This is a genomic window from Immundisolibacter sp., from assembly GCF_014359565.1.
Taxonomy (GTDB): Bacteria; Pseudomonadota; Gammaproteobacteria; order Immundisolibacterales; family Immundisolibacteraceae; genus Immundisolibacter.
The window spans coordinates 245,894-269,980 of record NZ_JACIZD010000003.1; the positions used below are offsets into that span (position 1 = coordinate 245,894).

The 24,087-nt window shown below is 68.0% G+C and carries 30 protein-coding genes and 1 tRNA gene; 15 read left to right on the forward strand and 16 right to left on the reverse strand.

Translation table 11 applies throughout. The features are described from left to right. Positions 1-121: 121 nt before the first annotated feature. Positions 122-1,096 carry a 4-hydroxythreonine-4-phosphate dehydrogenase PdxA gene (locus tag H5U26_RS07180; RefSeq protein WP_290618112.1) on the forward strand — a complete coding sequence of 325 codons (975 nt, stop codon included), beginning with the start codon at positions 122-124 and terminating at the stop codon, positions 1,094-1,096. Between the two features lie 34 nt (positions 1,097-1,130). Then, entirely contained in the window at positions 1,131-1,670 is a 540-nt protein-coding gene (locus H5U26_RS07185; RefSeq protein WP_290618114.1) for a DUF2058 domain-containing protein, read from the forward strand. Positions 1,671-1,688: 18 nt separating this feature from the next. Here the strand turns inward: H5U26_RS07185 and H5U26_RS07190 are convergent, their stop codons facing one another. From H5U26_RS07190 to H5U26_RS07215, 6 genes are all read right to left on the reverse strand, one after another. Next, positions 1,689-5,192, reverse strand: coding sequence for an FAD-dependent oxidoreductase (locus H5U26_RS07190; RefSeq protein WP_290618116.1), 3,504 nt, complete (start codon positions 5,190-5,192; stop codon positions 1,689-1,691). A gap of 106 nt (positions 5,193-5,298) precedes the next feature. Beyond that, the gene (locus tag H5U26_RS07195; protein WP_290618118.1) at positions 5,299-5,652 is read right to left on the reverse strand and encodes a rhodanese-like domain-containing protein; all 354 of its coding nucleotides are present in this window, start codon (positions 5,650-5,652) and stop codon (positions 5,299-5,301) included. Positions 5,653-5,683: 31 nt separating this feature from the next. Further along, on the reverse strand, positions 5,684-6,166 hold the full coding sequence (locus H5U26_RS07200) for an aromatic-ring-hydroxylating dioxygenase subunit beta (RefSeq protein WP_290618120.1): 483 nt from the start codon (positions 6,164-6,166) through the stop codon (positions 5,684-5,686). Positions 6,167-6,180: 14 nt separating this feature from the next. After that, the gene (locus tag H5U26_RS07205; protein WP_290618122.1) at positions 6,181-7,488 is read right to left on the reverse strand and encodes an aromatic ring-hydroxylating dioxygenase subunit alpha; all 1,308 of its coding nucleotides are present in this window, start codon (positions 7,486-7,488) and stop codon (positions 6,181-6,183) included. 139 nt (positions 7,489-7,627) lie between these two features. Next, entirely contained in the window at positions 7,628-7,837 is a 210-nt protein-coding gene (locus tag H5U26_RS07210; RefSeq protein WP_290618124.1) for a hypothetical protein, read from the reverse strand. Positions 7,838-7,852: 15 nt separating this feature from the next. Then, complete coding sequence (locus H5U26_RS07215) at positions 7,853-8,428, reverse strand: mismatch-specific DNA-glycosylase (protein WP_290618126.1); 576 nt, start codon at positions 8,426-8,428, stop codon at positions 7,853-7,855. 168 nt (positions 8,429-8,596) lie between these two features. On the opposite strand from H5U26_RS07215, the gene H5U26_RS07220 reads away from it, so the two are divergent. The 4 genes from H5U26_RS07220 to H5U26_RS07235 all read left to right on the forward strand — a co-directional run bounded on the left by H5U26_RS07220 (position 8,597) and on the right by H5U26_RS07235 (position 10,678). Beyond that, positions 8,597-8,899, forward strand: a complete 303-nt coding sequence (locus tag H5U26_RS07220; protein WP_290618128.1) for a hypothetical protein — start codon at positions 8,597-8,599, stop codon at positions 8,897-8,899. Between the two features lie 12 nt (positions 8,900-8,911). Then, a complete protein-coding gene (locus H5U26_RS07225) occupies positions 8,912-9,304 on the forward strand; it encodes a hypothetical protein (RefSeq protein WP_290618130.1) in 393 nt (130 codons plus the stop codon). 518 nt (positions 9,305-9,822) lie between these two features. Continuing rightward, complete coding sequence (locus tag H5U26_RS07230) at positions 9,823-10,206, forward strand: DUF423 domain-containing protein (protein WP_290618131.1); 384 nt, start codon at positions 9,823-9,825, stop codon at positions 10,204-10,206. 10 nt (positions 10,207-10,216) lie between these two features. Next, positions 10,217-10,678: a putative molybdenum carrier protein gene (locus tag H5U26_RS07235; protein ID WP_290618132.1), complete on the forward strand. Its 462-nt coding sequence runs from the start codon at positions 10,217-10,219 to the stop codon at positions 10,676-10,678. 30 nt (positions 10,679-10,708) lie between these two features. Here H5U26_RS07235 and hslO read toward each other — a convergent pair whose 3' ends face one another. Continuing rightward, positions 10,709-11,572, reverse strand: coding sequence for an Hsp33 family molecular chaperone HslO (hslO, locus tag H5U26_RS07240; RefSeq protein ID WP_290618133.1), 864 nt, complete (start codon positions 11,570-11,572; stop codon positions 10,709-10,711). A gap of 74 nt (positions 11,573-11,646) precedes the next feature. Further along, entirely contained in the window at positions 11,647-12,087 is a 441-nt protein-coding gene (gene mscL, locus H5U26_RS07245; RefSeq protein WP_366055911.1) for a large-conductance mechanosensitive channel protein MscL, read from the reverse strand. A 365-nt stretch (positions 12,088-12,452) separates the two neighbouring features. On the opposite strand from mscL, the gene H5U26_RS07250 reads away from it, so the two are divergent. Further along, a complete protein-coding gene (locus H5U26_RS07250; RefSeq protein WP_290618135.1) occupies positions 12,453-13,199 on the forward strand; it encodes a TorF family putative porin in 747 nt (248 codons plus the stop codon). Positions 13,200-13,311: 112 nt separating this feature from the next. Here H5U26_RS07250 and icd read toward each other — a convergent pair whose 3' ends face one another. Next, positions 13,312-14,568, reverse strand: a complete 1,257-nt coding sequence (icd, locus tag H5U26_RS07255; protein WP_290618136.1) for an NADP-dependent isocitrate dehydrogenase — start codon at positions 14,566-14,568, stop codon at positions 13,312-13,314. Positions 14,569-14,638: 70 nt separating this feature from the next. Here icd and H5U26_RS07260 point away from each other — a divergent pair, with 70 nt between their 5' ends. Next, the gene (locus H5U26_RS07260; RefSeq protein WP_290618137.1) at positions 14,639-14,944 is read left to right on the forward strand and encodes a 2Fe-2S iron-sulfur cluster binding domain-containing protein; all 306 of its coding nucleotides are present in this window, start codon (positions 14,639-14,641) and stop codon (positions 14,942-14,944) included. A gap of 91 nt (positions 14,945-15,035) precedes the next feature. Here the strand turns inward: H5U26_RS07260 and H5U26_RS07265 are convergent, their stop codons facing one another. The 5 genes from H5U26_RS07265 to H5U26_RS07280 form a co-directional block, all read right to left on the reverse strand. Further along, complete coding sequence (locus tag H5U26_RS07265) at positions 15,036-15,713, reverse strand: cupin domain-containing protein (RefSeq protein ID WP_290618138.1); 678 nt, start codon at positions 15,711-15,713, stop codon at positions 15,036-15,038. A gap of 639 nt (positions 15,714-16,352) precedes the next feature. Next, positions 16,353-16,703 carry a DUF1778 domain-containing protein gene (locus tag H5U26_RS14895; RefSeq protein WP_366055912.1) on the reverse strand — a complete coding sequence of 117 codons (351 nt, stop codon included), beginning with the start codon at positions 16,701-16,703 and terminating at the stop codon, positions 16,353-16,355. Between the two features lie 22 nt (positions 16,704-16,725). After that, positions 16,726-17,109, reverse strand: coding sequence for a type II toxin-antitoxin system death-on-curing family toxin (locus tag H5U26_RS07270; RefSeq protein ID WP_290618139.1), 384 nt, complete (start codon positions 17,107-17,109; stop codon positions 16,726-16,728). Between the two features lie 3 nt (positions 17,110-17,112). Beyond that, positions 17,113-17,343, reverse strand: coding sequence for a hypothetical protein (locus H5U26_RS07275; protein WP_290618141.1), 231 nt, complete (start codon positions 17,341-17,343; stop codon positions 17,113-17,115). A gap of 324 nt (positions 17,344-17,667) precedes the next feature. Continuing rightward, positions 17,668-17,743, reverse strand: a tRNA-Ala gene (locus tag H5U26_RS07280). 136 nt (positions 17,744-17,879) lie between these two features. Between H5U26_RS07280 and H5U26_RS07285 the strand changes: the two genes are divergently transcribed. After that, positions 17,880-18,449, forward strand: a complete 570-nt coding sequence (locus H5U26_RS07285; protein ID WP_290618142.1) for a tetratricopeptide repeat protein — start codon at positions 17,880-17,882, stop codon at positions 18,447-18,449. A gap of 39 nt (positions 18,450-18,488) precedes the next feature. Next, on the forward strand, positions 18,489-19,283 hold the full coding sequence (locus H5U26_RS07290; RefSeq protein ID WP_290618144.1) for a sulfite exporter TauE/SafE family protein: 795 nt from the start codon (positions 18,489-18,491) through the stop codon (positions 19,281-19,283). A 3-nt stretch (positions 19,284-19,286) separates the two neighbouring features. Here H5U26_RS07290 and H5U26_RS07295 read toward each other — a convergent pair whose 3' ends face one another. Further along, the gene (locus H5U26_RS07295) at positions 19,287-19,793 is read right to left on the reverse strand and encodes a dihydrofolate reductase (RefSeq protein WP_290618146.1); all 507 of its coding nucleotides are present in this window, start codon (positions 19,791-19,793) and stop codon (positions 19,287-19,289) included. Then, complete coding sequence (locus H5U26_RS07300) at positions 19,790-20,584, reverse strand: thymidylate synthase (protein WP_290618148.1); 795 nt, start codon at positions 20,582-20,584, stop codon at positions 19,790-19,792. The genes H5U26_RS07295 and H5U26_RS07300 overlap by 4 nt, the downstream gene beginning before the upstream one ends. A gap of 45 nt (positions 20,585-20,629) precedes the next feature. Between H5U26_RS07300 and apaG the strand changes: the two genes are divergently transcribed. The 5 genes from apaG (at position 20,630) to H5U26_RS07325 (ending at position 24,082) form a co-directional block, all read left to right on the forward strand. Then, complete coding sequence (gene apaG, locus H5U26_RS07305; RefSeq protein WP_290618150.1) at positions 20,630-21,031, forward strand: Co2+/Mg2+ efflux protein ApaG; 402 nt, start codon at positions 20,630-20,632, stop codon at positions 21,029-21,031. Then, positions 21,032-21,232 carry a sulfur carrier protein ThiS gene (gene thiS, locus H5U26_RS07310; RefSeq protein WP_366055905.1) on the forward strand — a complete coding sequence of 67 codons (201 nt, stop codon included), beginning with the start codon at positions 21,032-21,034 and terminating at the stop codon, positions 21,230-21,232. Positions 21,233-21,285: 53 nt separating this feature from the next. After that, positions 21,286-22,080 carry a thiazole synthase gene (locus tag H5U26_RS07315; RefSeq protein WP_290618154.1) on the forward strand — a complete coding sequence of 265 codons (795 nt, stop codon included), beginning with the start codon at positions 21,286-21,288 and terminating at the stop codon, positions 22,078-22,080. A gap of 73 nt (positions 22,081-22,153) precedes the next feature. Then, positions 22,154-22,771 carry a tRNA (guanosine(46)-N7)-methyltransferase TrmB gene (trmB, locus tag H5U26_RS07320; protein WP_366055913.1) on the forward strand — a complete coding sequence of 206 codons (618 nt, stop codon included), beginning with the start codon at positions 22,154-22,156 and terminating at the stop codon, positions 22,769-22,771. A gap of 171 nt (positions 22,772-22,942) precedes the next feature. Next, positions 22,943-24,082: a hypothetical protein gene (locus H5U26_RS07325; RefSeq protein WP_290618158.1), complete on the forward strand. Its 1,140-nt coding sequence runs from the start codon at positions 22,943-22,945 to the stop codon at positions 24,080-24,082. The last annotated feature ends 5 nt before the right edge of the window (positions 24,083-24,087 follow it).

Sequence of the window (24,087 nt, forward strand, 5' to 3'; positions counted from 1 at the left end):
AACCCCGGGGGCCCACAAGGCGCCCGGGGTTTTTTGTGTCCCGTGCGGCGCGACAATAGGGCAGCAGGTGCCAGACTCGCCGACCGCCAGCGCCCGAACCGAATCAAGAGAACCCCGGATCATGACCAAACCCGCCCTTGCTGTCCCCATCGGTGATCCGTGCGGCGTTGGCCCGGAGATTCTTGCCAAGGCCATGGCGACCGGCCAGCCGCAGCGTCTGGCGCGGCTGCTGTTCATCGGCAGCGCGGAGGCCATGCGCCGGGGCGTGGCGGTGGCAGGCGCCGATCTGGCCGTAAGGCCGGTGACCTCGGTCGCCGCGGTCGAGGATGACGCACGCGTCATATCCATCCTGGACGATGGGCAGCTGGACCCGGCCGAGATCGTCTATGGCCAGGAGCGCGCCGCCTGCGGCGCCGCCGTCGGCCGCTGGATCGGTCAGGCGCAGGACTTGGCCCAGATCGGCGAGGTGGCCGGGCTGGTGATGGGCCCGATCAACTCGGAGGCCATGGCCGCTGCCGGAGCACTGGGCGCTCTGCTGAACGCCAAGCCCGGCGAGCGCCTGCTGACGCTGTTTTCGGGGCCGCTGCGCATCACCCACATCTTCGACCACGTGTACCTGCGCGACGTGTGCGCCGGCCTGACGGCCGATCTGGTGGCCCGCTCGATCCGCCTGACCCACGAGACCCTGCGCGGCTGGGGCGTGGCCAATCCGCGCATCGGCGTGGCGGGTCTGAACCCGCACGCCCACGGCCCGGAAGAGGACGCCGCCATCACGCCCGGCGTGGCGCAGGCGCGGGCCGGCGGCATCGACGTCAGCGGCCCGATCTCGCCGGACACGGTGTTCCGGCACTGCATCGACGGCCGCTACGACGTGGTGGTCGCCATGTGCCACGACCAGGGCCACATTGCCCTCAAGACCTGGGGTTTCGAGGGCAACTGCGGCGGCTTCATCGGCATGCCGTACCTGTTCATGACAGTTGGCCACGGCACCGCCTTCGACATTGCCGGCAAGGGCATTGCCAGCCACGCCATGATCCTGTCGGCGCTCAACCAGTGCGCGCAGTTCGCCGCCGGTCGGGGCTTTGTGGCAGCCTGACGGCCGGTCCGACACCACCACACACGGGGCAAAGATGGCCAATCCGTTGAATCAGCTGCAGGCCCAGTTGCTCAAGGCGGGCCTGGTCAAGACCGACCAGATCCGCAAGGTGGCACAACAGAAACGCGACACCGCCCGGCGCGGTCCGGCGCCGGACCCGGCGGCCGAGCAGCTGCGCCAGGCTCAGCAGCAGAAGGCCGAGCGCGACCGCGCGCACAACCGCCAGCAACAGGAACAGCGCGAGCGCAAGGCGCAGGCGGCGCAGCTGCGGCAGTTGATCGAGAGCCAGCGCCTTGATCGCAAGGGCGGGGAGGCGGCGTATCAGTTCGTCGAGTCCGGCAAGATCCGAAAGATCTACCTGCACGAGGCGCAACGCGTGCAGGTGGTCAAGGGCGCCCTGGCGGTGGTCCGGCTGGGCAGGAACTTCGAGCTGGTGCCGCCCGCCACCGCCCAGAAAATCGCCGAGCGTGATCCGACGTTGGTGGTGGTGCTGAACGCGGAATCACCGCCGCCGGCCGCGGCGGCGCCCGATCCCTACGCCGACTATCCGGTCCCCGATGATCTGATGTGGTAGCCCGCCCGGGCGGCGGGGCTAGCGCAGCCCCAGCCGCCGCAGGCTGCGGTCGATCCACTGGGCAGTGAGCTTTTCCTGCACGCCGTTCTGGCGCAGGCGCTGACCGAGGCAGGCGAAGTCCACCTCGTCCAGCGGCTGGTCCTGGTTGAAGCAGGTAAACACCGGCGCCAGCGGCCGGCCGCTGGCCGGATCGCGGCGGCCCTGCAGGCACTGCGCGCAGACCTCTTTCATCATGCACTGCATCGGCGAGTTGATTGAGCCGATGGCGACGTGGGGCTTCAGATACGGCGCCAATACGGCGTGGCGGGCCGCGGTCACGGCCGCCATCATGCGGTCCGAGCCGATGGCGATGATGCGGTCGACGTCCGACAGGGCAATCGCCACCTCGCCCAGTTCCCCGGCCGCATAGGCGCGCATGGCTTGCACGATGTTGCCGGTGAAGGCCCGGTCCTGCGCCCGGCCGGGCGTGAAGCCGGGTGCCTGATCGCAGGTCCAGACCACGACATCGGCGGCGGCCTCGATGTCGGCCACTCGGTAGCGATCCGGCGCGTGCTTGTAGCCCGCGAAGTAGACGACGCGCGAGCCGGCCTGCCGCAGCGCCTTGCCGATCGACAGCAGCACCGCATTGCCCAGGCCGCCGCCGGCCAGCAGCACGGTCTCGCCGGCGGGGATTTCGGTCGGCGCGCCGGTCGGGCCCATCAGCACCACCGGCTCGCCCGGCGTCAGATGCGCGCACAGGTCCGACGAGCCGCCCATCTCCAGCACGATCAGCGCCACCAGGCCGCGTTCACGGTCCACCCAGGCGCCGGTCAGGGCCAGACCCTCCATGGCCAGCGTGGTGCCGTCGTCGCGGCGGGCCAGCGTCTCGAAGTTCTGCAGGCGATAGAACTGGCCCGGCTCGAAGCGCTGCGCCGCCAGCGGCGCGTGCACGACCACCTCGACGATGGTCGGCGTGAGGCGCTGCACGCGCTCGACGTGTGCCCGCAGCAAACCGTGCAGGCGCCGCTGAAATGCGTCTGCCGTCTCCTGACTGGCCGGTGCGCGCGCGGCGAGCAGGCGGCTGACCACCGGGTAGCCGCGCTTGGCGCTGGCCATGGCCTTGACCACGTTGCCGGCGAAGCTCGGGTGCAGATCGCCGAAGAAGCTGACCGCCCGGCCGTCGGGCCGCCGCTGGGTCAGCATCGGCACCTCGCCGGACTTGGCCAGGCGCGGCGCCGCTTGCGGTTCGCCGTTCTCGTCCAGGCTGCGGAAATAGCCGCCGTCGAGCGCCAGTCCGGTCGGCGCCTCGCGTTGCAGCACGGTGTTTGGCACCGTGCCGGCAGCGACCAGCACGGCGCGCGCCGGCATTAGCTGTCGCTGCCCGTTGGCCGTCAATTTGCCGTCCTCACCCGGCGCCTGAAGCTCGACTTCGAGGCCGCTCAGGTGGCCGTGGGCGTCCACCTGCACCGCGCTCGGCGCCAGGCATTCGGCGAACTCGACGCCTTCCTCCAGCGCCTTGAGGACCTCTTCGTGATTGAGCGTATAGCAGGGCGCATCGACCAGCCGGCGCCGATAGACCAGCGTGGCGCCGCCCCAGGACTTGAGCAATTCCAGAATGCGCGGAGCGCGGGCCTCGGCGGTCGCCGCCTCGCGCTCGGCGCGGATGGCGCGCGCGTGGGCGATGAACTCGTCGGCAATGGTTTGCTCTTCGGCATCCCAGGCGCTGCGCACGGCATCCTGCCCGCGCTCGGCGCACAGCGTCTCGTAGCGGGTGAGGAATTTCTCCACCTGCAGCGGGTAATAGGCCAGCGCCTCGGTGGCGGTGTCGATGGCGGTCAGGCCACCGCCGATCACCAGCGCCGGCAGGCGCAGTTGCAGGTTCGCGATGGAGTCGCGCCGCGCTGCGCCGGTCAGCTGCAGGCCCATCAGGAAATCGGAGGCCTGGCGCACGCCGCGGGCCAGGCCATTGGGCACGTCCACGTAGCGCGGCCGGCCGGCACCCATGGCCAGCGCCACGTGGTCGAAGCCAAGATCAAACGCATCGTTCAGCGTCAGCGTGCCGCCCAGGCGCACGCCGCCGTGCAGGCGAAAACCGGCCCGCCGCTCCAGCAGCAGGCGGATCAGCTTCAGGTAATTCTTGTTCCAGCGCACGGTGATGCCGTACTCGGCCACGCCGCCGAAGCCGGCCGTGACCCGCGCGTCGAGCGGCTCGAACAGCTCCTCGACGTTGCGGATCAGGCGCGGTGGACGGCGTGTGCCGTCCGCCTCCACGCCGGTGAGGTCCGCCGGCAGCGGCTCGATCTTCAGGCCGTCGACGCCGACCACGGCGTGGCCGTCATTGAGCAGGTGATGCGCCAGCGTGTAGCCGGCCGGACCCATGCCCGCCACCAGTACCTTGCGACCGCTGGCCGGGCGCGGCAGCGGGCGCCTCAGGTCGAGCGGGTTCCAGCGCGTCAGCAGACTGTAGATCTCGAAGCCCCAGGGCAGCTCCAGCACGTCGCGCAGGGTGCGCGTCTCCACCTGCGGGATGTCGACCGGCTCCTGCTTCTGGTAGATGCAGGCCTTGGTGCAGTCGTTGCAGATGCGGTGGCCGGTGCCGGCCAGCATCGGGTTATCGACCGTCACCATCGCCAGCGCGCCCAGGCTGTAGCCCTGGGACTTGAGCAGGTTCATCTCGGAGATGCGCTCGTCCAGCGGGCAGCCTTGCAGCGGCACGCCCAGCGCGCTGCGCTTGAACTCGCCGTGCTTCTCGCGCAGGCCGTGCGAGCACGAATCCTTGCCCTGGTTGTGGCACCAGATGCAGTAGTTGGCCTGGTCCTGGGCGTATTGCAGATCGCCGCCGGGGTCGGTCAGGGCAAAGCCCTCGCGGCGGCGCAGGTGATCGGCCGCCGGCCCGTGGCGCGTGATGACCTGCTCGGTGACGGTGCTGACCGGTACCAGGCGCTGCGGGTCGAGCTTGTGCGGCTCGCGAAACAGCACGCCGTGGCGGTGCTGCGCCTGACCGGCCGGCGCATGCAGTGCCCAGGCGGCGTAGCGCAGCGCCAGGTCGAGTTCGGCGGTGTGCCGGTCCGCAGTGTCGGACCAGTCATTTACATGGCGGGCGAAGGCCAGATCCGAGAATGGCTCGCCGAACAGCGCCTCAAGCTGCGCGGCCAGCGCCGGCCCGTCCTCACCCGCCGCCTGCTCGGCGGAGAGCTTGCGCGCCGCCTGGCGCTGCACGAAGTGGCGCTTGCAGGTGTACAGCGGCGCCAGCGCCTGGTGGCGCGCTTGCAGGGCGCGCACCTCGGCGCCGATGCCGAACAGGGTGCCCAGAAAGTCTTCCAGGTGCGGCGCCAGCGCGACCAGCAGGTCGCTGTGGGCCTTGTCGTCGAGCGTTTCGGGTTGCCTGCGGCCGGCCAGCAGGCGCTCTGTCAGGGTCGGCTCCGACCCGGCAAGCCAGGCGACGAAGCTCTGATCCATACGGTCCAAACCGGCATCGTCGTAGAGGATTTCGGCCGGCAGGTCGAAGGCGAGGTGCAGCGGGGCGGGCGCGGGGCGTGACATGACGGGCAGGCTTCGTTCGAGGGGTCGCGTATTGTAGGCGACCGCCCCGGCGCGCCTGATGAACGGTATCGAACGTGCGCCGTGCTGGCGCTGTCCAGATCGTGCGCTAGCGCTGCAGCGGATACCCGGCGTCGCGCCAGGCGTTGAAGCCGCCGGCCAGGGACAGCACCTTGCGGTAGCCCATGCGCTGCAGGCTGTCGGCGGCCAGCGCCGAGCGCCCGCCCGAGGCGCAGTACAGCACGATGGGCTGGTCCGGGTCCGGCGCCAGCTGTTCGATCTTGCCTTCCAGAATGCCGCGCGGTACTGGCGTAGCGCCCGGAATGTGGCCATCGGCCCACTCGGCCGGCTCACGGGTGTCGATCAGCAGGCCAAGACTCGCGCCCTCGCGACGCAGATCGTCGATGCCGATTTCACGGATGCGGGTCTTGGCGTCCTGCAGCAGGGCCTGATAGCGCGTCATGCGAATACTCCGGGCTGGACGGCCGGCAACGCTACACCATGCACGACAGCTGCGTCATTTCATGGTCGTTGTTGATCAGCATGACCTTCTTGAAGGCCAGCCTGAAATCGTCACCGTGCGGCCGCAGGCGGTGCTCGGTGCGGCCGATCCACTCCACCGGGTCGCGCCGGTTCACGCGCAGCTCGGTCAGGTGAAAGTTCGAGAAGGTCTGGATCAGCCCGTCCGGGCCGTCGTAGATCTCGATGTTGGATACCAGCCGGCGCAGGCGCGAGCGGGGCTCCTGCGTCCAGGCCATGCCGGTCCTGGTGATGCGCGCCACGCGCAGGCGAAGGCGCGCGTGGTCGTCGTAGATGATGGACAGCTGGCGGGTGGGGTCGACGTCGTCCTGGTTGCAGGGCACCCAGTACAGGGCGTCCTCGTCCCACAGGGCGAGCCAGTCGTCCAGGCGCTGCTCGTCGGCCAGGCGCGCCTCGCGGTACAGGAATTGCTCCACGGCATAGCGATCGAAAGGCATCTGCGCGCTCCTCCTCAGGGGCTGCTCATCAGTTCGAGGTAATGGCGCCACTGCGTGCGCATGGTCAGTTCGCTCAGATCACCCTGATAGGGGATGCCGTCCTCGTCCGGCTGTACCGGCAGGTGCGCGCAGCGGTTCATGAGAATCCACTCCACCTCGCGCGCCGCCAGGCCCTGGTAGTTGCGGGCCCACACTTCGATGTCGTCGGACAGCTGGAAGCCGGCCGGGCCGTAGGCGCCCTCGTCGCGGCGCAGGCGGGCGGTGTTGATCGCGTCCGGCGCGCCCTTGAACAGGCACGGCGCGTAATAGATGTAGGTCTCGTTCACGCTGACCGGCACGCACCAGCGGATTTCCTGCAGCATGTTGAACAGGTTCGGGAAGATCACCGTGTGCGCCGGGCCTTCGGTGAGAATCCGATTCGCCTTTTCCTTGCCGTGCAGGCGTTCCAGGCCCGCCAGATACTCGCGCTGGGCCGATTCGGGAATGTCGGCGGACCATTCGCCGGTGTAGGTCATGCCGGTCACGCGCCGCTGCGGGCGCATGTCCAGGTCCGAGTGGCCGTTGCCCAGGTCACGTGCGTGGATGAGGCCGAAATAGCCCTTGCCCGGCGGCGGCGGTTTCTGGCCTTCCTTGGCCTCGAACATGTTGCCCAGGTACATGTTCGAGCCGTGCGTCTGGTAGACGTGGTAGGAGTCGACCGAGTTCTCCATCCACATCTTCCAGTTGCACTCGATGCGCATCTGGTAGACGCCGTGGTTCATGGTGATTTCGCCGGTCGGCGACAGGTCGCAGAAGCGGTCGATGTTGGCCGCGGCCGGGCCCAGGTGTTCCTGCAGGCTCTTGCCGGTCTTGCCCATGCTGGCGAAGATGAAGCCGCGGTATTGCTCCACCCGCGGCACGCGAAACAGGCCGTTGTCCTCGCGCCTGAAATCCGGCGGGTAGTCCTCGCGAAACAGGATGCCCTTCAGGTCCCCTTCACAGCTGTAGGTCCAGCCGTGGTACGAGCAGGTGAAGGTCTGCGCATTGCCGCGGCGCGCCTGGCAGATGGTGTTGCCGCGGTGCGTGCAGCGGTTCAGCAGCACCCGTACCTGCATGTCCTTGCCGCGGGTGATGATGATCGGCTGCTGGCCGAGGAGGCCGGTGCGGTAGTCGCCGACGTTCGGGACCTCGCTTTCGTGGCCGACGAACACCCATTCGCGGTACCAGATGCGGTTCAGCTCTTCCTCGAAGATGGCGGGGTCCGTGTACAGACTGCCGTGCACGCGGTCCGGGCGGACCAGAGCGGCGTAGTCGATCAGCGACGAGCGGGTTGCCATGTCCATGACGGGGCTCCTCTTGCAGGGTATGTCGGGGGCGCTTCGAAGTGGCGCCTCGGTGGCCAGTCTAGTGCGGTCGCGCCGGGCCGTGAACGAAAAACCGATCGTTCGGTCGAAAAAACCGTCGGCTGGAAGGTTCACCGGCTCAGCTGCGCCCGGCCGGCGGCGTGCCGGGCGTCGCGCCCTCGCGCTCCTGGCCACAGCGGGCGCAGCGCCAGCGCGACGGCGTGCGCCCGGGCGCCGCGTGCGGCCCCAGGTCCACCAGTTGCCAGTTGTGATAACCGTCCTGGCACTGCCGGCGGGCGCGCTCGCCCGACAACTGGTCGCGGCTTCGAAAGCGCAGGATTCTGGCCATCAGCGGCTCCGGAACTCAGGCCGACACGATGCTTGAAAGCTTACGCCCGGTGCCGTCATCGTTGCCGGCGATGCAGGCGGCCAGCTGGCGGTAGCTGTCGGTCAACTGCGCCAGGCTGTAGCGGGCGTTGGCGGGGCTCGGATTGGGACTGACGAAGATGCGCGCCCCGGCAAAGGTCTGCGGCTGCAGGCCGGGCGCGATCACATCCTGCTGCGTCAGCACATGCCGGCAGAACGCCCGGTAGGCCGTGGCGCCATGGAACCACAGCAGCGGCGGCCGGCAGTTGTCGATCACCTGGGCCAGTCGCGCGGCGCCGGCGCGGTAATCCGCAGCGCGCAGATGGTGCGCCATCGACGACGCGGTCTTGCACAGGTCCGTAAAGCCGATGCGGTCGCGGGCCAGGATCAGATTCATTGCCGCCGGACCGGGCGTGACCGGCGCTGCCAGCAGGCCGCTGGCGTTCAGCGCCGGCCAGAAGCGGTTCTGCGGGTTGGGAAAATAGAAGCCCTCGCGCACCGCCCGCAGCGACGGATTGATGCCCACCGACAGTAGGCGCAGCCCGGGCGCGAGGTAATCGGGCAGGGTATCCATGGCGGCGCTGCGATCGGTTGCGATGGTTGAGTCTATGGGGCGCCGGACGCGGCCGGACCGGTGGCCGGGAACTTTGTCCCGGTGCGCGTATCCTAAACAAGCGCACTGGTGTCAGCCGGCACCACTGTGGAAAAGATTCCAAACACCCCAATTCCAGGAGGCCGTCCCATGGATCAGAAAGCAAAAGCCGAAGCGAGCACCCCACCCGATGAGCGGGTCACCGACCGGGCAGCGCGCAGCGCGCACGAAACCATCGACCGCGTCGCCGAGCACGCCCGCTCGACCGAGGACCGCCTGCGCGATTCTGCCAGCCACGCTGGCGAGCGAGCGCGCGCGGCCGCCGAGCAGGTGCGCGAGCGCGGGCACGAATACGGCGACGACATCCAGCGCTTCGTGGCGGCCCGTCCGCTTGCGGCGCTGGGTATTGCCTTCGCGGCGGGCTGGCTGATTTCGCGACTGGGCCGCCGCTGACAGGCACGGCGAGTGGAAGTTCCCCCGCCGCCTGGCGCCGGGGCCGGTCTGCGCGAGAGTCTGGGCGAAACGCTGCGCGCCATCCGCGGCTACCTGGCGGAACTGCTCGAATTGGCGGTCGAGGAGGCGCGCCTGAGCATCACCGTCTTGACGGTGGTGGGGATTCTTGCCGCCGCGATCGTCCTGCTGCTGGTCACCGCTTGGCTGGCACTGGTGGCCGCGGCGGTGGTGCTGGCCGTGCGGGCCGGCATGGACTGGCCGGCAGCGCTGCTGGGCGCCGCTGCGCTCAATGGGCTGGCATGCGTGCCGCTGGTGATTTATGTCCGCTGCCTGATTCGTGGCCTCGGGTTTTCCGCCACGCGCGAAAGCGTGGCGCTGCAAGCGCCGCAAGACCTGCGCGCATGATGGGACTGGCCAGTGCCCGGGCCCGCTGCGACCAACAGCGCCTGCGCGTCGAGCAGGCGCGGTCTCGGGTGCAATGGTGGCAGGCACAGACGCGCGCTGCGGCAGTGCGCGCCACAACCTCGGTACCGGCCCTACTGGCGGCGGCTGTTGCCGGGTGGTGGGTCGGCAGGCGCAGGGTGACCCGTCAGCCGCGCTTCGGCGCGAACGCACGGATCACCGGGCAGTCCGTGCGCCATCTGTTGGTGCAGGCACTGCGCGTGTGGACGTTCTGGCGTGGTGTGCAGATGAATCTGGGTATCGCCCCGTCGCGTCACGCGGTTGCCGCACGGCAGGATGGGCGCCCATCCGCCACGCCGCATTCCGGCCCATCGGGCAGGCCATGACTGCCGTCAGTTACAGCCAACCAGCGCGGCCAATGACAACGCAAGCGGGGCCTGGGTGACGGTGTTGCGTATTCTGGACGGTGAGCATCCGCCGCGGCGCGATTGGCGGCGGCGTTTGCAGCGGGCGCTGTACTGATGGCGGCGGCGCGTTTTTTCCTGATGGCCGGCGCGCTCAATGCGGCGCTGGCGGTGATGCTGGGCGCCTTCGGCGCGCACGGGCTGCGCGGGCGGCTGCCGGCGGATATGCTGGCCATCTATCAGACCGGCTGCCAATACCACGTCTACCACGCGCTTGGCCTGCTGCTGGTCGGCCTGTTGGCCCTGCATGCGCCGACCAACAGCGCGCTGCGCTGGAGCGGCTGGCTGATGCTGGCGGGCGTGCTGCTGTTCAGCGGCAGCCTGTACCTGTTGGCGATCACCGGCCAGCGCTGGTTGGGGGCGATCACCCCGCTCGGTGGCAGCGCCTGGATTGCCGCCTGGTTGTTGTTGGTCTGGGCGGCGCGTGGTGTTGGGAGGTAGGCGCCTGCGCGTGATTTCCGGCGGCCAGACCGGCGTCGATCGCGCCGCGCTGGATGTGGCGCTGGAGCTTGGCCTGCCCTGCGGCGGCTGGTGTCCGGTCGGCCGGCGCGCCGAGGACGGGCCGATTCCGACCCGTTACCCGCTTACCGAAACGGCCAGCGCCGACTACGGCGAGCGCACCCGGCGCAACGTGGCCGAGGCCGACGCGACGCTGGTGCTGTGCCACGGGGGGCTGAATGGCGGCACGCTGCTGACGGTGGAGGCGGCCCTTGAGCTGGACAAGCCGTGTCTGGTCATCGACCTGCGCCGGCCCTGGCAACCTTCGCAGGTGCAGTCGTGGCTGCATGCCTGCGCGGTGACTACCGTGAATCTGGCCGGCCCGCGCGAGACCGGCACACCCGGCATTCATGCGCTGGCGAGCGATTTTCTGCGCGCCGTTCTGGCACCGGCGGTGGCTGACAAGACCGGCTGACTGGTCGCCGGAACGGACCGTGCGCCGCGGTCAGTGCAGCGGCCCGCTCCCCATGTCATCGAGCAGGCGCTCCACCGCGGCGCGGTCGTAGTGGTAGTGCTGGTTGCAGAACTCGCAGTCCACGTCGATGCCGCCGCGCTCGGCCAGCAGGGACTCGATTTCCGCCCGGCCCAGCGCCAGCAGCGTCGCCTCCACGCGCTGGGCGGAACACGAACAGCCAAAGCGCATCGCCTGCGACGCCAGCAGGTGCAGGTCTTGGTCACCGAACAGCCGGCCCAGCAAGCGCGTCGGTTCCAGGTGCAGCAGTTCCTGCGGGCGCGTGGTGCCGGCCAGTGCCGCCACGTGCTCCCACTGCGCCGCATCGTCCGGCCCGGCGCTGCCCGGCAGGCGCTGCAGCAGCAAACCGGCCGCGCGCGTCGGGTCCGCCGCCAGCACGATGCAGCCTGGCAGCTGATCGGAGCTCGCGAAATAACCCTCCAGCGTGGCCGCGAGGCCACCGGCGGCCAGCTCCACGATGCCCTGGTAGCGGCGCCCGTCGCCGCGGGCATCCAGCGTGATCACCAGTCGCCCGTCACCCAGCAGCGCATGCCAGTCGGTGTCGTGGAGCGGTTCTTCCCAGCGCGCCAGCGCCCGCACCGTGGAACCGGCCCGGTTGTCGGCCACCAGCAGACGCAGCGGGCCGGCACCGCGCAGCTCGACGATGACCTGTCCGGCGGCCTTCAGATTGCTGCCCAGCAGCGCCGCACCGGCCAGCAGCTGGCCGAGCAGTTCGCGAACGGCGGGCGGGTAATGGTGACGCGACAGCACGTCCTGCCAGGTCGTTTCGAGCTGCACCAGCAGGCCGCGCACCGGCGCCTGGGCGAACGTGAACCGGTGCAGCGTATCGGACGACATGGCGGGGATTCGAAAGAACGGGCGGCCAGTATAGCGGGCCGCCCATCCGTGGCCGGCGCCGGGCGCGTTTCAGATCACAGCTGCGAGGTGCAGTTCGGGCAACGCGTCGCCGCCACCGGGATGGCCGTGCAACAGTGGGGGCATTCGCGGGTCGCCGGGGCTGGCGGAGGCTCGGCCTTTTTGAGCCGGTTCAGGCTGCGGATCAGCATGAACACCGCAAACGCGACGATCACGAAGCTGACGATCGAGTTGATGAACAGCCCGTAGTTGATGGTGACCGCGCCCGCCGCCTTGGCCGCGGCCAGCGACGTGTACGGACCGGCAGTCGCACCCTCGCGCAGCACCGCAAACAGGTTGGAGAAGTCCACCTGGCCCAGCAGCAGGCCGATCGGCGGCATCAGCACGTCGTCGACCAGCGACTTGACGATGGCGCCAAAGGCCGCGCCGATGATGATGCCGACCGCCATGTCGACCACGCTGCCGCGCATGGCGAACTCCCGAAATTCCTTCAGCACGCTCATGTGTGTTCTCCCGGATTGCAGCACCGGCCCGGCGAGGCCGGGCGCCCGGAATTGTGCGTTTCGGGTGCAGGAAATACCAACGCATATTTGGCAGCCGTGCAATTGCCAGTGTTGAGTGTGTGGACATCCCTGAAGGTGTCGAGCGACGTCGGTCGCACCATCTTGGGTCGCTAATCGGGCGCTGCGCTTCAAAGCGAGACATCTTGATTGCATCGAAGGAAAAAATGCCACGCCCAAGCCCGGTTTGATTGGCCTGACACTTGCTTGTACCATTCGCGGCCCTTTGCCCCTGCGTGGCTTGCCCGTCTGGCAAAGGAATCGTGAAGCAATTGCCTACAGCAATCGGAGACGAGCAACTCATGAAGCAAGTAATCCTGACCTCGCTGGCTGCGGCCGGCCTACTGGCCGCGACCGGGGCTGCCGCCGACATCACCGGCAACGTTGGCCTGACCAGCGACTACGTGTTCCGAGGCATCAGCCAGACCGACGAGAAGCCGGCCATTCAGGGCGGCCTGGACTACGCGCACAGCAGCGGTGCCTATGCCGGTGTGTGGGCCTCCAATGTCGATTTCAACGACGGCGACGAGGCGCAGATCGAGATCGACATGTACGCCGGCATGACCGGCAAGATCGACGACCTGGGCTGGAAGTTCGGCGGCGTTTACTACAACTACCCGGGCGTCGCCGACAGCTCCGGCCTGAAGTACGACTACTGGGAATTCGGCCCGACCCTGACCTACCCGATTGGGCCGGCCACCGCCAGCCTGCTGGTCCTGTGGAGCCCGAACTTCTACAACGAAACCGGCAAGGGTCTGTACTCCGAACTGGGCCTGTCGGCGCCGATCGGGCCGGCTGAGCCGGGTGGGCCGTTCGGTCAGTTCAACCTGGGCGGCACCTTCGGCCACCAGGACATCGAGCGCAACGCCAAGTTCGGCACCCCGGACTACAACAACTGGAGTGTGTACGCCTCCACCACTGTGGCGGGTGTTGGCCTGAAGCTGGCCTACACCGACACCGAGCTGAGCAAGAGCGAGTGCTTCGGCGGCGGCTCCTTTGGCGACTGGTGCGGCGGCCGCGCCGTGTTCAGCGTCAGCAAGGCGCTGTAAAGCCTGAATCCGCCTCGGCGGAAATGAAAAAGCGGGTGGACAGTGATGTCCACCCGCTTTTTTTGTACCCGAAATCCGTCGCTGAGCGCGTGGCGCACGCCCAGCGGTCGGCTTACATGTTGGCGACGATGGCCTGCCCGAACTCGCGGCTGCCGAGCTTGGTGGCGCCTTCCATCAGGCGCTCGAAGTCGTAGGTCACGGTCTTCGCCTGGATAGCGCCGGAGATGCCCTTGACGATCAGGTCGGCCGCCTCGGTCCAGCCCAGATGCCGCAGCATCATCTCGCCGGACAGGATGATCGAGCCCGGGTTCGACATGTTCTTGCCGGCGTACTTGGGGGCGGTGCCGTGCGTGGCCTCGAACAGCGCCACGGTGTCGGACATGTTGGCGCCCGGCGCGATGCCGATGCCGCCCACCTGCGCCGCCAGCGCGTCGGAGACGTAATCGCCGTTCAGGTTGAGCGTGGCGATCACGCTGTAGTCCCGCGGGCGGGTGAGGATTTGCTGCAGGAAGGCATCGGCGATCGCGTCCTTGACCACGATGTCCTTGCCGGTGCGCGGATTCTTGAAGCTGCACCACGGGCCGCCGTCGATTTCCATGGCGCCGAACTCGGCCTTGGCCAGCGCATAGCCCCAGTCCCGGAAGCCGCCTTCCGTGAACTTCATGATGTTGCCCTTGTGCACCAGCGTCACCGACGGGCGGTCGTTGTCGATGGCGTACTGGATGGCCTTGCGCACCAGGCGCTGGGTGCCTTCCTCGGACACCGGTTTGATGCCGATACCGGAGCTTTCCGGGAAGCGGATCTTCGTGACACCCATGTCCTTGATCAGGAAATCGATCAGCTTGCGGGCCTCAGGCGAGCGCGCGGCCCACTCGATGCCGGCGTAGATGTCCTCGGAGTTCTCGCGAAAGATCACCATGTCGGTGTCTTCCGGGCGCTTGATGGGGCTGGGCGTGCCGGGGTAGTAGCGCACCGGGCGCAGGCACACGTAAAGATCGAGCTCCTGGCGCAGCGCCACGTTCAGCGAGCGCATGCCGCCGCCGACCGGCGTGGTCAGCGGTCCCTTGATGCCGACCAGGAACTCGCGCATGGCGGTCAGCGTCTCGGCCGGCAGCCAGGTGTCGCCGCCGTAGGTGGCCACCGCCTTCTCGCCGGCGTAGATCTCCATCCAGGCGATGGAGCGCTTGCCGCCGTAGGCCTTGGCGACGGCCGCGTCGAGCACCTCGATCATCGGCGGCGTCACGTCCACGCCGATGCCGTCACCCTCGATGAACGGGATGATCGGCCGATCCGGCACGTTCAGGGAGTTGTCGGCCTTGGCGGTAATGCGCGCGCCGTCGGTCGGTACAATGATTTTTTCGTAAGCCATGGCCTCGCCTGCCTGCTGGAATAATGAGGCCGGCATTTTAATCGACAACCGGTCCTTCTTACTTCCGCCCATGCCGCAGCACACCATCCTGATCGCCGACACGGGCGAGAGCTTCCCCTGCGCCGAAGACCAGTCCGTCCTGCACGGCATGAGCCGCCTGGGCCGCAAAGGCATCCCGCAGGGCTGCTACGGCGGCGGCTGCGGCGTGTGCAAGATCCAGGTACTCAGCGGCCGTTACCACACGCGCAAGATGAGTCGCGACCAGGTCACGGCCGAGGAAGAACAGGCCGGTTATGCGCTGGCCTGCCGCACCTGCGCCGACGAAGACCTGACGCTGCGCGTGATCGGCAAGCTGCGCAAGGCGTTGACGCGCTGACCGGCCGCTGGCGGGGTGCTGTCGACGGCCCGTCCATACCGACCGACGGTTCGCAAACGCGCTGCCGCGGGTCGTGCTGATGCGTCGATCGTCACAGCGGCTGAGCCGCAGGCGCTTTGACAAAGCGCAGGTGCCCGGTCTTCATCCAGACCCGCGCGCCTTTGGCCGTGTCCGTCGCCGACAAGCGTTGGCCCTCGGGCAGGCGCAGCCAGGCATGCTTGCCCAGCGTCTCGCCGTCCACGATGATCTCGCCGTCGATGACGAGCAGCTCGATTCCGCCGGGCGCATCGCAGCTCAGCGCAGCGCCCGCGTCGAGCCGGCTGTAGGTCACGGTTTCGCGCCCGTCCTGGTGCAGAGTCGCGGTGGCGACGCCATTCACTGGGGCGCCGAGTTCGGCTTCCATGTGCTTGCGAACCGGAGTGCGGTCGGCCGGGTCGAACTGCCAGAGTTTCACGAAGATCGTGCACCCCTGCGCCGAGCCGGGCGTGTGGGCGCTGGTCGGGGGATTGCGCACGTAGGTGCCGACTGGAAAATCGCCGTGCTCGTCCTGAAACACCCCGTCGAGCACCACGAACTCCTCACCCCCGGGATGGCTATGGGCCGAGAACCTGCTGCCGGGCGCATACCGCACGATGCTCGTGGCGCGCGCCACCTCGTCCCCGATGCGGTCCAGCATGCGCCGGGCCACGCCTTGCACGGGCGAGGGGCGCCATTCCAACCGGTCCGAATGCACGACGACGCGCTTGGAGAAATCCGCGTTGATTTCCATGAGACTCCCTCCTGTCGTGACCATGAGCTGGCGATCGCGTTGCCCGGCAATCGCCGGGGTGGACCGCGACTTTCGCATGCCAGGGAGGGAGATTGCGCAGGGTTGGGGGATTTCAAGATTGGCGACACCCGCAGATATCAGGCAGGAAACGGCGGTGATTTTCGGCGATCGTTGGGGAACAAAGGCCGGGTACGTTCGGCCGCGCTCGGTGCGAATGTGGGTGATATCGGCGCCCAGGCGTGATCGAGGGCGGCGGCCTGAACTGGCGGTCCCGCACCATGACCGCCATCGGCAGCTCATGCCGGCGGTCGCTGGTGTGGAGGAGTCTGCGTTTGCGGCGCGCCCGCTGGCTGTGCTGCGGCGCTGCTGTCCATAAGGTCATCGGCAAACGGGGTGAACCCGTCAGGGGCATCGTCGATTTTCCAGGTTCGTCAGGGCTGGCCTTTGCGGTCCAGCCGTTTCAGGTGGGCGGCGTATTGTTCGATGCGGTTGCGCTGTCTGCCGGTCGCTGGGCAGCAAGCCGCGGCCCGCGAGTCTGCGCGGGTTTCGGCGCAACTGGCTGCCGACTGGTGGGTGGCGGTGTGTTGAGCAGGGTTTGATGCCTGACCGGATTACGCGCCCCCGATCACCCGTGCCACATCACCGTGGCACTCGGCGCACTTGCCCACCAGCAGCAAGTCGCTGCCCTTGATGATGCCGCCGAAATTGGTGATGGTTGTTTGGTGACCGCACTGCCCACACCAGACGTTGACGGATGTCGGCAGGGATGGACTCCCATCGCTGGCAGGCAGGTTTGGTGAATGTCGGCAAGGATTCCACGGTTGGGCCCGCTATCTCGAGCTGCTGTTCGACAAGAAGCTGGCCTGCCGCCTGGCAGGCGCTGTGGAGAACGAAAGTCGACACGGGCATCCCTGCAACTTCCGCCGCGCGGCGCTGCAGACCCCGCGGATCGGGCGTCATCCGTAGCGCAATTCGAACCCAGCCGGGCATCGAGTCGTTCAGATCGCTCACTTCACTCCCCTTCGACCCTTGCGAATCCGCGCAGCCATGGCTCGAGATGGGCGATATCAAACGTGCCCGACTCGAACATCTGCATCATCTGCGCATGGATCTGCATCGGCGCACGCTGCAAGCGCCAGCCGTTGATGCGCAAGAACACGTCGGCAGCCGCAAAGGCGATACGTTTGTTGCCATCCACGAAGGGATGGTTGATTGCGAGGCTTTCGAGCAGCGCCGCCGCCTCGGCCACGATGTCATCGTAGTAGCCGGTCTGCGGGCGAAACAGTGCGGCCTCCAGCGCCCCGGGATCGCGCACGCCCGGCGCGCCGCCGTAACGCTGCATCAGCACCGTGTGCATGCCGAGCATGTCGGCCACGGTCAGGTAATCGCGCGGCACGGCTTACTTCGCCAACTCCCGGTAGAGGCTGTCGAACTCATCCAGACTGGACGCGAATGATTCCATCACGTGACGGCGGGGACGCTTCTTCTGCTGCCGGTCGATGTAGTCGCGCAGGGCTTCGTCGAGCACCGCCTGGAACTGGCGGCCTTGGCTCTCTGCAATCTGTCGCAGCGCCGCCAGCACATCCGGTGCGGCTTGGGAGGAAAACTTTTCGCGGGCCGCAGTCGTCATGGCCATCTCCATCATGGTTCATCTTGACGTTTCATGATAGGGCAGGGTCAGCCGTTTGCCACCGTCTGTCTGGCCTTCGATGCTCGACCGGTCGGCTTGGTTGACGATGAAGCGGCGCGCATAACTTCTTTATTTTATGGGCAAACATCTGCGCCTTCCCGCGGGCCAAACGGAGAAAAGAGCCGGCTCTGGCGCAGGAAGTGGCCGATTTCGGGGGGGTCGGCCGGTGGCCACCCGCAGCACGGTTGGGCGGAACCCCGCGTGACGTGGGGATTTCAGGCAATAAAAAAGGGCCCGGAGATCATCCGAGCCCTTGTATGTATATGGTGGAGCGGAGGAGGATCGAACTCCCGACCTTCGCATTGCGAACGCGACGCTCTCCCAGCTGAGCTACCGCCCCACGTGATGCTTGATTCGTCGATTCCAGGGCGCCGCCGGTGTGGCCGGCCAGGGCGCCTGTTTTTTGGGGCGCGCAGTGTACCATGCGGCCTGTGCCGGCCAACATGTCGGCGCTGCGTCATCAGGAGGATGCTACCGTGCGTAATAGTCGTCAGATGTTGCTGGCCACCGTCATGGCCGCTGTTGCCGCCTGGTCGCTGGCCGCGCGCGCCGGTGAGCTTGAGGACGGCATCACCGCCTTCGAGAAGCACGATTTCAACACCGCCGTGCGCCTGATCGAGCCGCTGGCCGAGCAGGGCAATATCGAGGCGGAATATTTCATGGGTACTTTCTACATGTACGGCCACGGGGTGGCCATGGACCCGGCGCAGGCCACGGTGTGGTTCAAGCGCGCCTTCGGGCATTGGGAAACGCAGGCGCGCGCCGGCGACCCGGCGGCGATGGTGGAGGTGGCGGGCATGCTGACCTCGGGTCTGGGCGTCGATCGTGACGACAAGGCCGCCGCCGACTGGCTGCGCAAGGCCGGCGATCTGGGCTATGTCGAAGCCTGGGCGGAGCTGGGCGGGCTGTACGTGGAAGGGGCCGGCGTGCCCAAGGACCTGTCCGAGGGCGAGCGGCTGCTGAAAAAGGCCTCCAGCGCGGGCAGTGTGCGCGCCAGCGAGATGCTGGCCGCCTTGTCCAAACGGGTCGAGCCGGCCAGTTTCTGACCGAGCTGCCGTCAGCGTGCGCAGGTGTGACCTGACGGCGTGATCCTGCTCGCCTATCTTGCGGTCGGCGCGCTGGCCGGGCTGATCGCCGGCATGCTCGGTCTGGGTGGCGGCGTGGTGATCGTGCCGGCGCTGGCGCTGGTGTTTCCGCTGCTGGGTATCCCGTCCGAGGTGCTGATGCACTTGGCGATCGGCACCTCGCTGGCGGTTATCGTGCCGACCTCAATGTCGTCCACCTATGCGCACTACCGGCGCGGCGCCGTGGATCTGCCGCTGGTGCGGCGGCTGCTGCCGGGCTTGGTGGTGGGCGCGGTGCTGGGAGGCTGGCTGGCGGACAAATTACCCAGCGCGCTGCTCAGTCGCGTGTTCGGGGTATTCGTGATTGGCGTGGCCACGCAGATTTTCTTCAACGCCACCGCGCCCGGTCGCCGGCCGCTGCCGGGCGCTGCCGGTCTGCTGACCACAGGCACGGTGATCGGCACCATGTCGACGTTGCTCGGCATCGGCGGAGGCAGCCTGACGGTGCCGTTTCTGAACTACTGCCGGGTGGACATGCGCCGGGCGGTCGCCACCTCGTCGGCCTGCGGTCTGGTGCTGGGGGTGATCGGGGCGGCGGTGTTCCTGTGGGCGGGGCGCGATCATCCCGGGCTGCCGGCCGGCGCCATCGGTTATCTGTATCTGCCGGCGTTCATCGGTATCGCGGGGGCATCGGTGCTGACCGCGCCGCTGGGTGCGCGCCTGGCGCACAGCCTGCCGGTGGTGACACTCAAGCGCGTCTTTGCGGTGTTTCTGGCGATGGCCGGCCTGCGCATGCTCGGCGTGCTGCACTTTTGAGCGCTACGAATCCTGGCGCCGACGGTAGGTGACGAAGCTGTACGGGTGGGCGTTGCGCGCGTCGGCCGGGTGATCCTGGCGTGCCACCTCGCGCCAGCCGGGGCCAAGTGCCGGGAAATGCGTGTCGCCGGCGACGGCGGCGTGCACTTCGGTCAGCTCCACCGTGCCGGCGTCGGCCAGCGCCTGTGCATACACGGCCGCCCCGCCGATCACCATGGCCGGTCCGCCATGCGCCGCCGCCAGGCGGTAGGCCTCATCCAGGCTGCCGGCCACCTGCACGCCCGGCGGCGCAAAACCGGTCTGCCGGCTGAGCACGATGTTCAAACGCTGCGGCAGCGGCTTGCCGATGGAATCGTAGGTTGCCCGGCCCATGATGACGGGCCGGCCCAGCGTCAGCTCGCGAAAGTGCTTCAGGTCCGCCGGCAGATGCCAGGGCAGGGCGCCATCGCGGCCGATGACGCCGCCTTGCGCCACCGCCACCACCAGCACCACCTCGACCGGCGCCGTCACACGGCGACCGGGGCGGCGATGCGCGGCAGCGGGTCGTAATCCAGCAGTTCGAAGTCGTCGTAGCTCAGGTCGAAGATCGACTCCGCCGGCCGGCGAATGCGCATTTGCGGCAGGGCACGCGGCGCGCGGGCCAGCTGTTCGCGCGCCTGCTCCAGGTGGTTCAGGTACAGGTGCGCGTCGCCCAGGGTGTGGATGAACTCGCCCGGCGCCAAGCCCGTGACGTGCGCCACCATCTGCGTCAGCAGCGCGTAGGAGGCGATGTTGAACGGCACGCCCAGAAAAATGTCGGCGCTGCGCTGGTACAGCTGGCACGACAGCCGGCCCTCGGCTACATAGAACTGGAACAGGACATGGCACGGCGGCAGGCGCATGGCGTCCACCTGTGCCGGGTTCCAGGCGCTGACCAGCAGGCGGCGCGAGTCCGGATCGCGCCGGATGCGCTCGATGACGGCGCTGATCTGGTCGATATGGCCGCCGTGGTAATCCGGCCAGGAGCGCCACTGGTAGCCATACACCGGACCCAGATCGCCGTTTTCATCCGCCCACTCGTCCCAGATGCTCACGCCGCGCTGTTTCAGGTAGGCGATGTTGGTGTCGCCGCGCAGGAACCACAGCAGCTCGTGGATGATGGATTTGACGTGCAGCTTCTTGGTGGTCAGCAGCGGAAAGCCGGCCGACAGGTCGTAGCGCGACTGGTGGCCGAACAGGCTCAGGGTGCCGGTACCGGTGCGGTCGGATTTGCGCGTACCCCGTTCCAGCACGGTGCGCATCAGATCGAGGTATTGCTGCATGAGGGGCGGGGCGCGAGGGAAGATGCCGGGCGCTAGAATACCGCCATGAACGCTCCGCATGACCCCAACGAGCCCCGGCCGCACAACATCGCGGTGCAGGTGCGAACGCAATACCTGGCTGAACAGTCGGCCCCGCTGCAGGGCCGCTACGCGTTCGCCTACACGGTGACCATCACCAACCGCGGCACGCTGCCGGCGCGGCTGGTGGCGCGCCACTGGATCATCACCGACGCCGGGGACAACACGCAGGAGGTGCGCGGCCTGGGCGTGATCGGCCAGCACCCGCACCTGGCGCCGGGCGAGTCGTTCACCTACACCAGCGGCACCATGCTCGACACGCCGACCGGTCTGATGCACGGCAGCTACCAGATGGTGGGCGACGACGGCGTCGAGTTCGACGCGCCGATTCCGCCGTTTCACCTGGCGGCGCCCAACAGCCTGCACTGAGTGGACATTCTCGTGAACGGGCAGCCGCGCACGGCCCGCGATGACCTGACCGTGGCCGAGCTGGTGGCCGAGCTGGGTCTGGCCGGCAAGCGCCTGGCGGTCGAAGTCAACCGCGACATCGTGCCGCGCGGCGAACATGCGACGCGCACGCTGCACGACGGCGACCGCATCGAAATCATCCACGCCATCGGCGGCGGCTGAGCCGCTCCACAGAAGGCGTACAGAAGGCGGCCGAGCCGCCGGGACGCACAACCATGACCGCACTCAACGACGATCCGCTGCGCATCGGCGCCCGTACCTTCACTTCGCGCCTGCTGGTCGGCACCGGCAAGTACAAGGACCTGGACCAGACCGCCCGCGCCATCGAGATGAGCGGCGCGCAGATCGTCACCGTCGCCGTACGGCGGGTGAACATTGGCCAGGATCCGAGCCAGCCGAACCTGCTCGACGTGCTGCCGGCGGACCGCTACACCATCCTGCCGAATACCGCCGGCTGTCACACGGCCGAGGAGGCCGTGCGCACCTGCCGCCTGGCGCGCGAGCTGCTGGACGGCCACAACCTGGTGAAGCTGGAAGTGCTGGCCGATCACAAGACGCTGTATCCGGACGTGACCGAGACGCTGGCGGCCGCCAAGACCCTGATCGCCGACGGCTTCGACGTAATGGTCTATACCTCCGACGACCCGATCCTGGCCCAGCGTTTCGAGGCCATGGGCTGCGTGGCGGTGATGCCACTGGCGGCGCCGATCGGCTCCGGGCTGGGCATCCGCAACCCCTACAACCTGCACCTGATCCTGGAACAGGCGACGGTGCCGATCCTGGTCGACGCCGGCGTGGGCACCGCCAGCGACGCGGCCATCGCCATGGAACTGGGCTGCGACGGCGTGCTCATGAACACGGCCATCGCCGGCGCCACGGATCCGGTGCTGATGGCCAGCGCCATGCGCAAGGCGATCGAGGCCGGCCGCGAGGCGTATCGGGCCGGGCGCATCCCGCGCAAGCTGTATGCATCGGCCTCATCGCCGCTGGATGGCCTCTTTTTTGGCTGAAGTTCAGACCGCCGCGTTGCCGGAGGCAAGCCACCGACGCGCCATCCGCAGCTTCGTGGTGCGTGCCGGGCGCATGACGCCGGGCCAGCGCCAGGCGCTGGAACGCCTGTGGCCGCGCTATGGCCTGGACCTGCCGGACGGTGCGCTCGATCTGGACCAGGCCTTCGGCCGGCAGGCACCACGCACGCTCGAAATCGGCTTTGGCATGGGCGATGCCCTGCTGGCGCTGGCGGCGGCGCATCCGCAGCAGGACTTCATCGGCGTGGAGGTCTACCCGCCGGGCATCGGCAGTTTTCTGCTGCGCGTCGAGCAGGCGGGTCTGAGCAACGTGCGCGTGATCTGCGCCGATGCCGTCGAGGTGCTGGCGCGGCATCTGCCGGCGGCCAGTCTGGACCGCCTGTTGGTGCTGTTCCCGGATCCGTGGCCCAAGAAGCGTCACCACAAGCGCCGGCTGGTGAATGCGGCGTTTCTGGACCTGGCTGCGCGTGTCCTGCGCTGCGGTGGGCAGTTGCACATCGCCACCGACTGGGCCGATTACGCGGCGGCCATCGGCGAGGTTTTGCAGGGCAGCCCGGACTTTGCGCCGTCGCCCCTGCTGGCGGACGCTACCGGGCGACCGGAAACCAAGTACGAACGTCGCGGCCAGCGTTTGGGGCACGACATCCACGAGTTCCGCGTCCGGCGCCGATAGTTCGACAAGTCGATGATCCGCCGGCACGGCGGCAGGATTCTGACTGCCCAAGCTTCTGCCGGTGGCGGACCGGGGCTTGGCGATCGCCAGGGAAACGGCGTTGCCAAGGTCGCCGGCCGCGGCCTACCATGCGGCCGTCAAGCGCGCTGCATCAACGAGGAGAAACACGCCATGGGCACCCTGGAGCGCTTCAATTTCGATGCCAGTCATCGCAAATACTCGCAAGATGACGTGCGTCGTGCGGCGCGCAACATGCTGATCGACGGCTGCCAGATGAAGGCCGGCGACGAGGTGCTGATCCTGAACGAGAACGGCATCACCGAACCGGCCGCCTCGGACATCATCGAGGACGAGGCGCGCAAGCTCGGCGGGCGCGTGCACGTGATGTGGACCGACACCGTCAGGGGCCCCGAGGACATGCCGCCGTCGGTGGTCAAGGCCTTCGAGTCGCCGGACGTGACCATCTTCAACCACATGATCGCCGGCGTGCTGCGCATGGTGCCGTTCAACGGCCGCGGCATGAAGATGCTGAATTTTCTGCAGACCTGGGACCAGCTGGGTTCGCCGTTCGGGCAGGTGCCATACGGGGTGTGGCTGGAGGTGCTCAAGAACCTCGGCCCGCGCCTGGGGTCGGCCAAGCGCTGGCGCATCACCTGCCCGCTGGGCAGTGAGCTGTCCGGGCCGATCCCGCAGCCGGGCCAGTCGCCCAAGCCGGCCAAGTCCGACGCCAAGGCCACCGGCGACGGCTTCACGCTGCGCACCTTTCCGCTGGGCGTGTGCCAGGTGTTCGATGCCATGCAGGCCAGCGGTCGCCTTGCCGTGCGCTGGCTGACGCCGTCCGGCATCCACGTGTTCGAGCCCAACGGCATTGCCCTGCCCAGCCCGGTGCTGATCGATATCGAAAACGGCCGCATCACCGGCTTCGATGGCGACCCGCAGGCCGTCGCCCAGCTGCGCGCCTACATGGAAAAGTGCGGCGGTGAGACGGGCAAGGAGCCCTACATCGTCAATTCCTGGCACGCCGGCATCAACCCGCGCTGCGCCGTCACGGCCGGGCCCGAGCAGGGTCTGGACCAGTGGATGTACATGGTTCACGCCAACCCGCGCATCGTGCATTTCCACACCATCGGCCCGCTGCAGCCGGGCGAGATGTCGATTCCGGTGGTCGATCCGACCATCGAGTTCGACGGCGAGAAGGTGTGGGACGCCGGCCGGCTGGTGTTTCTGGATCGCCCCGACCTGCGCGACAAGGTACGCGCCTTCGGCGATCCGGATTTCGCCTTCCATCACGAACTCGAAATCGGCATCTAGGCGCC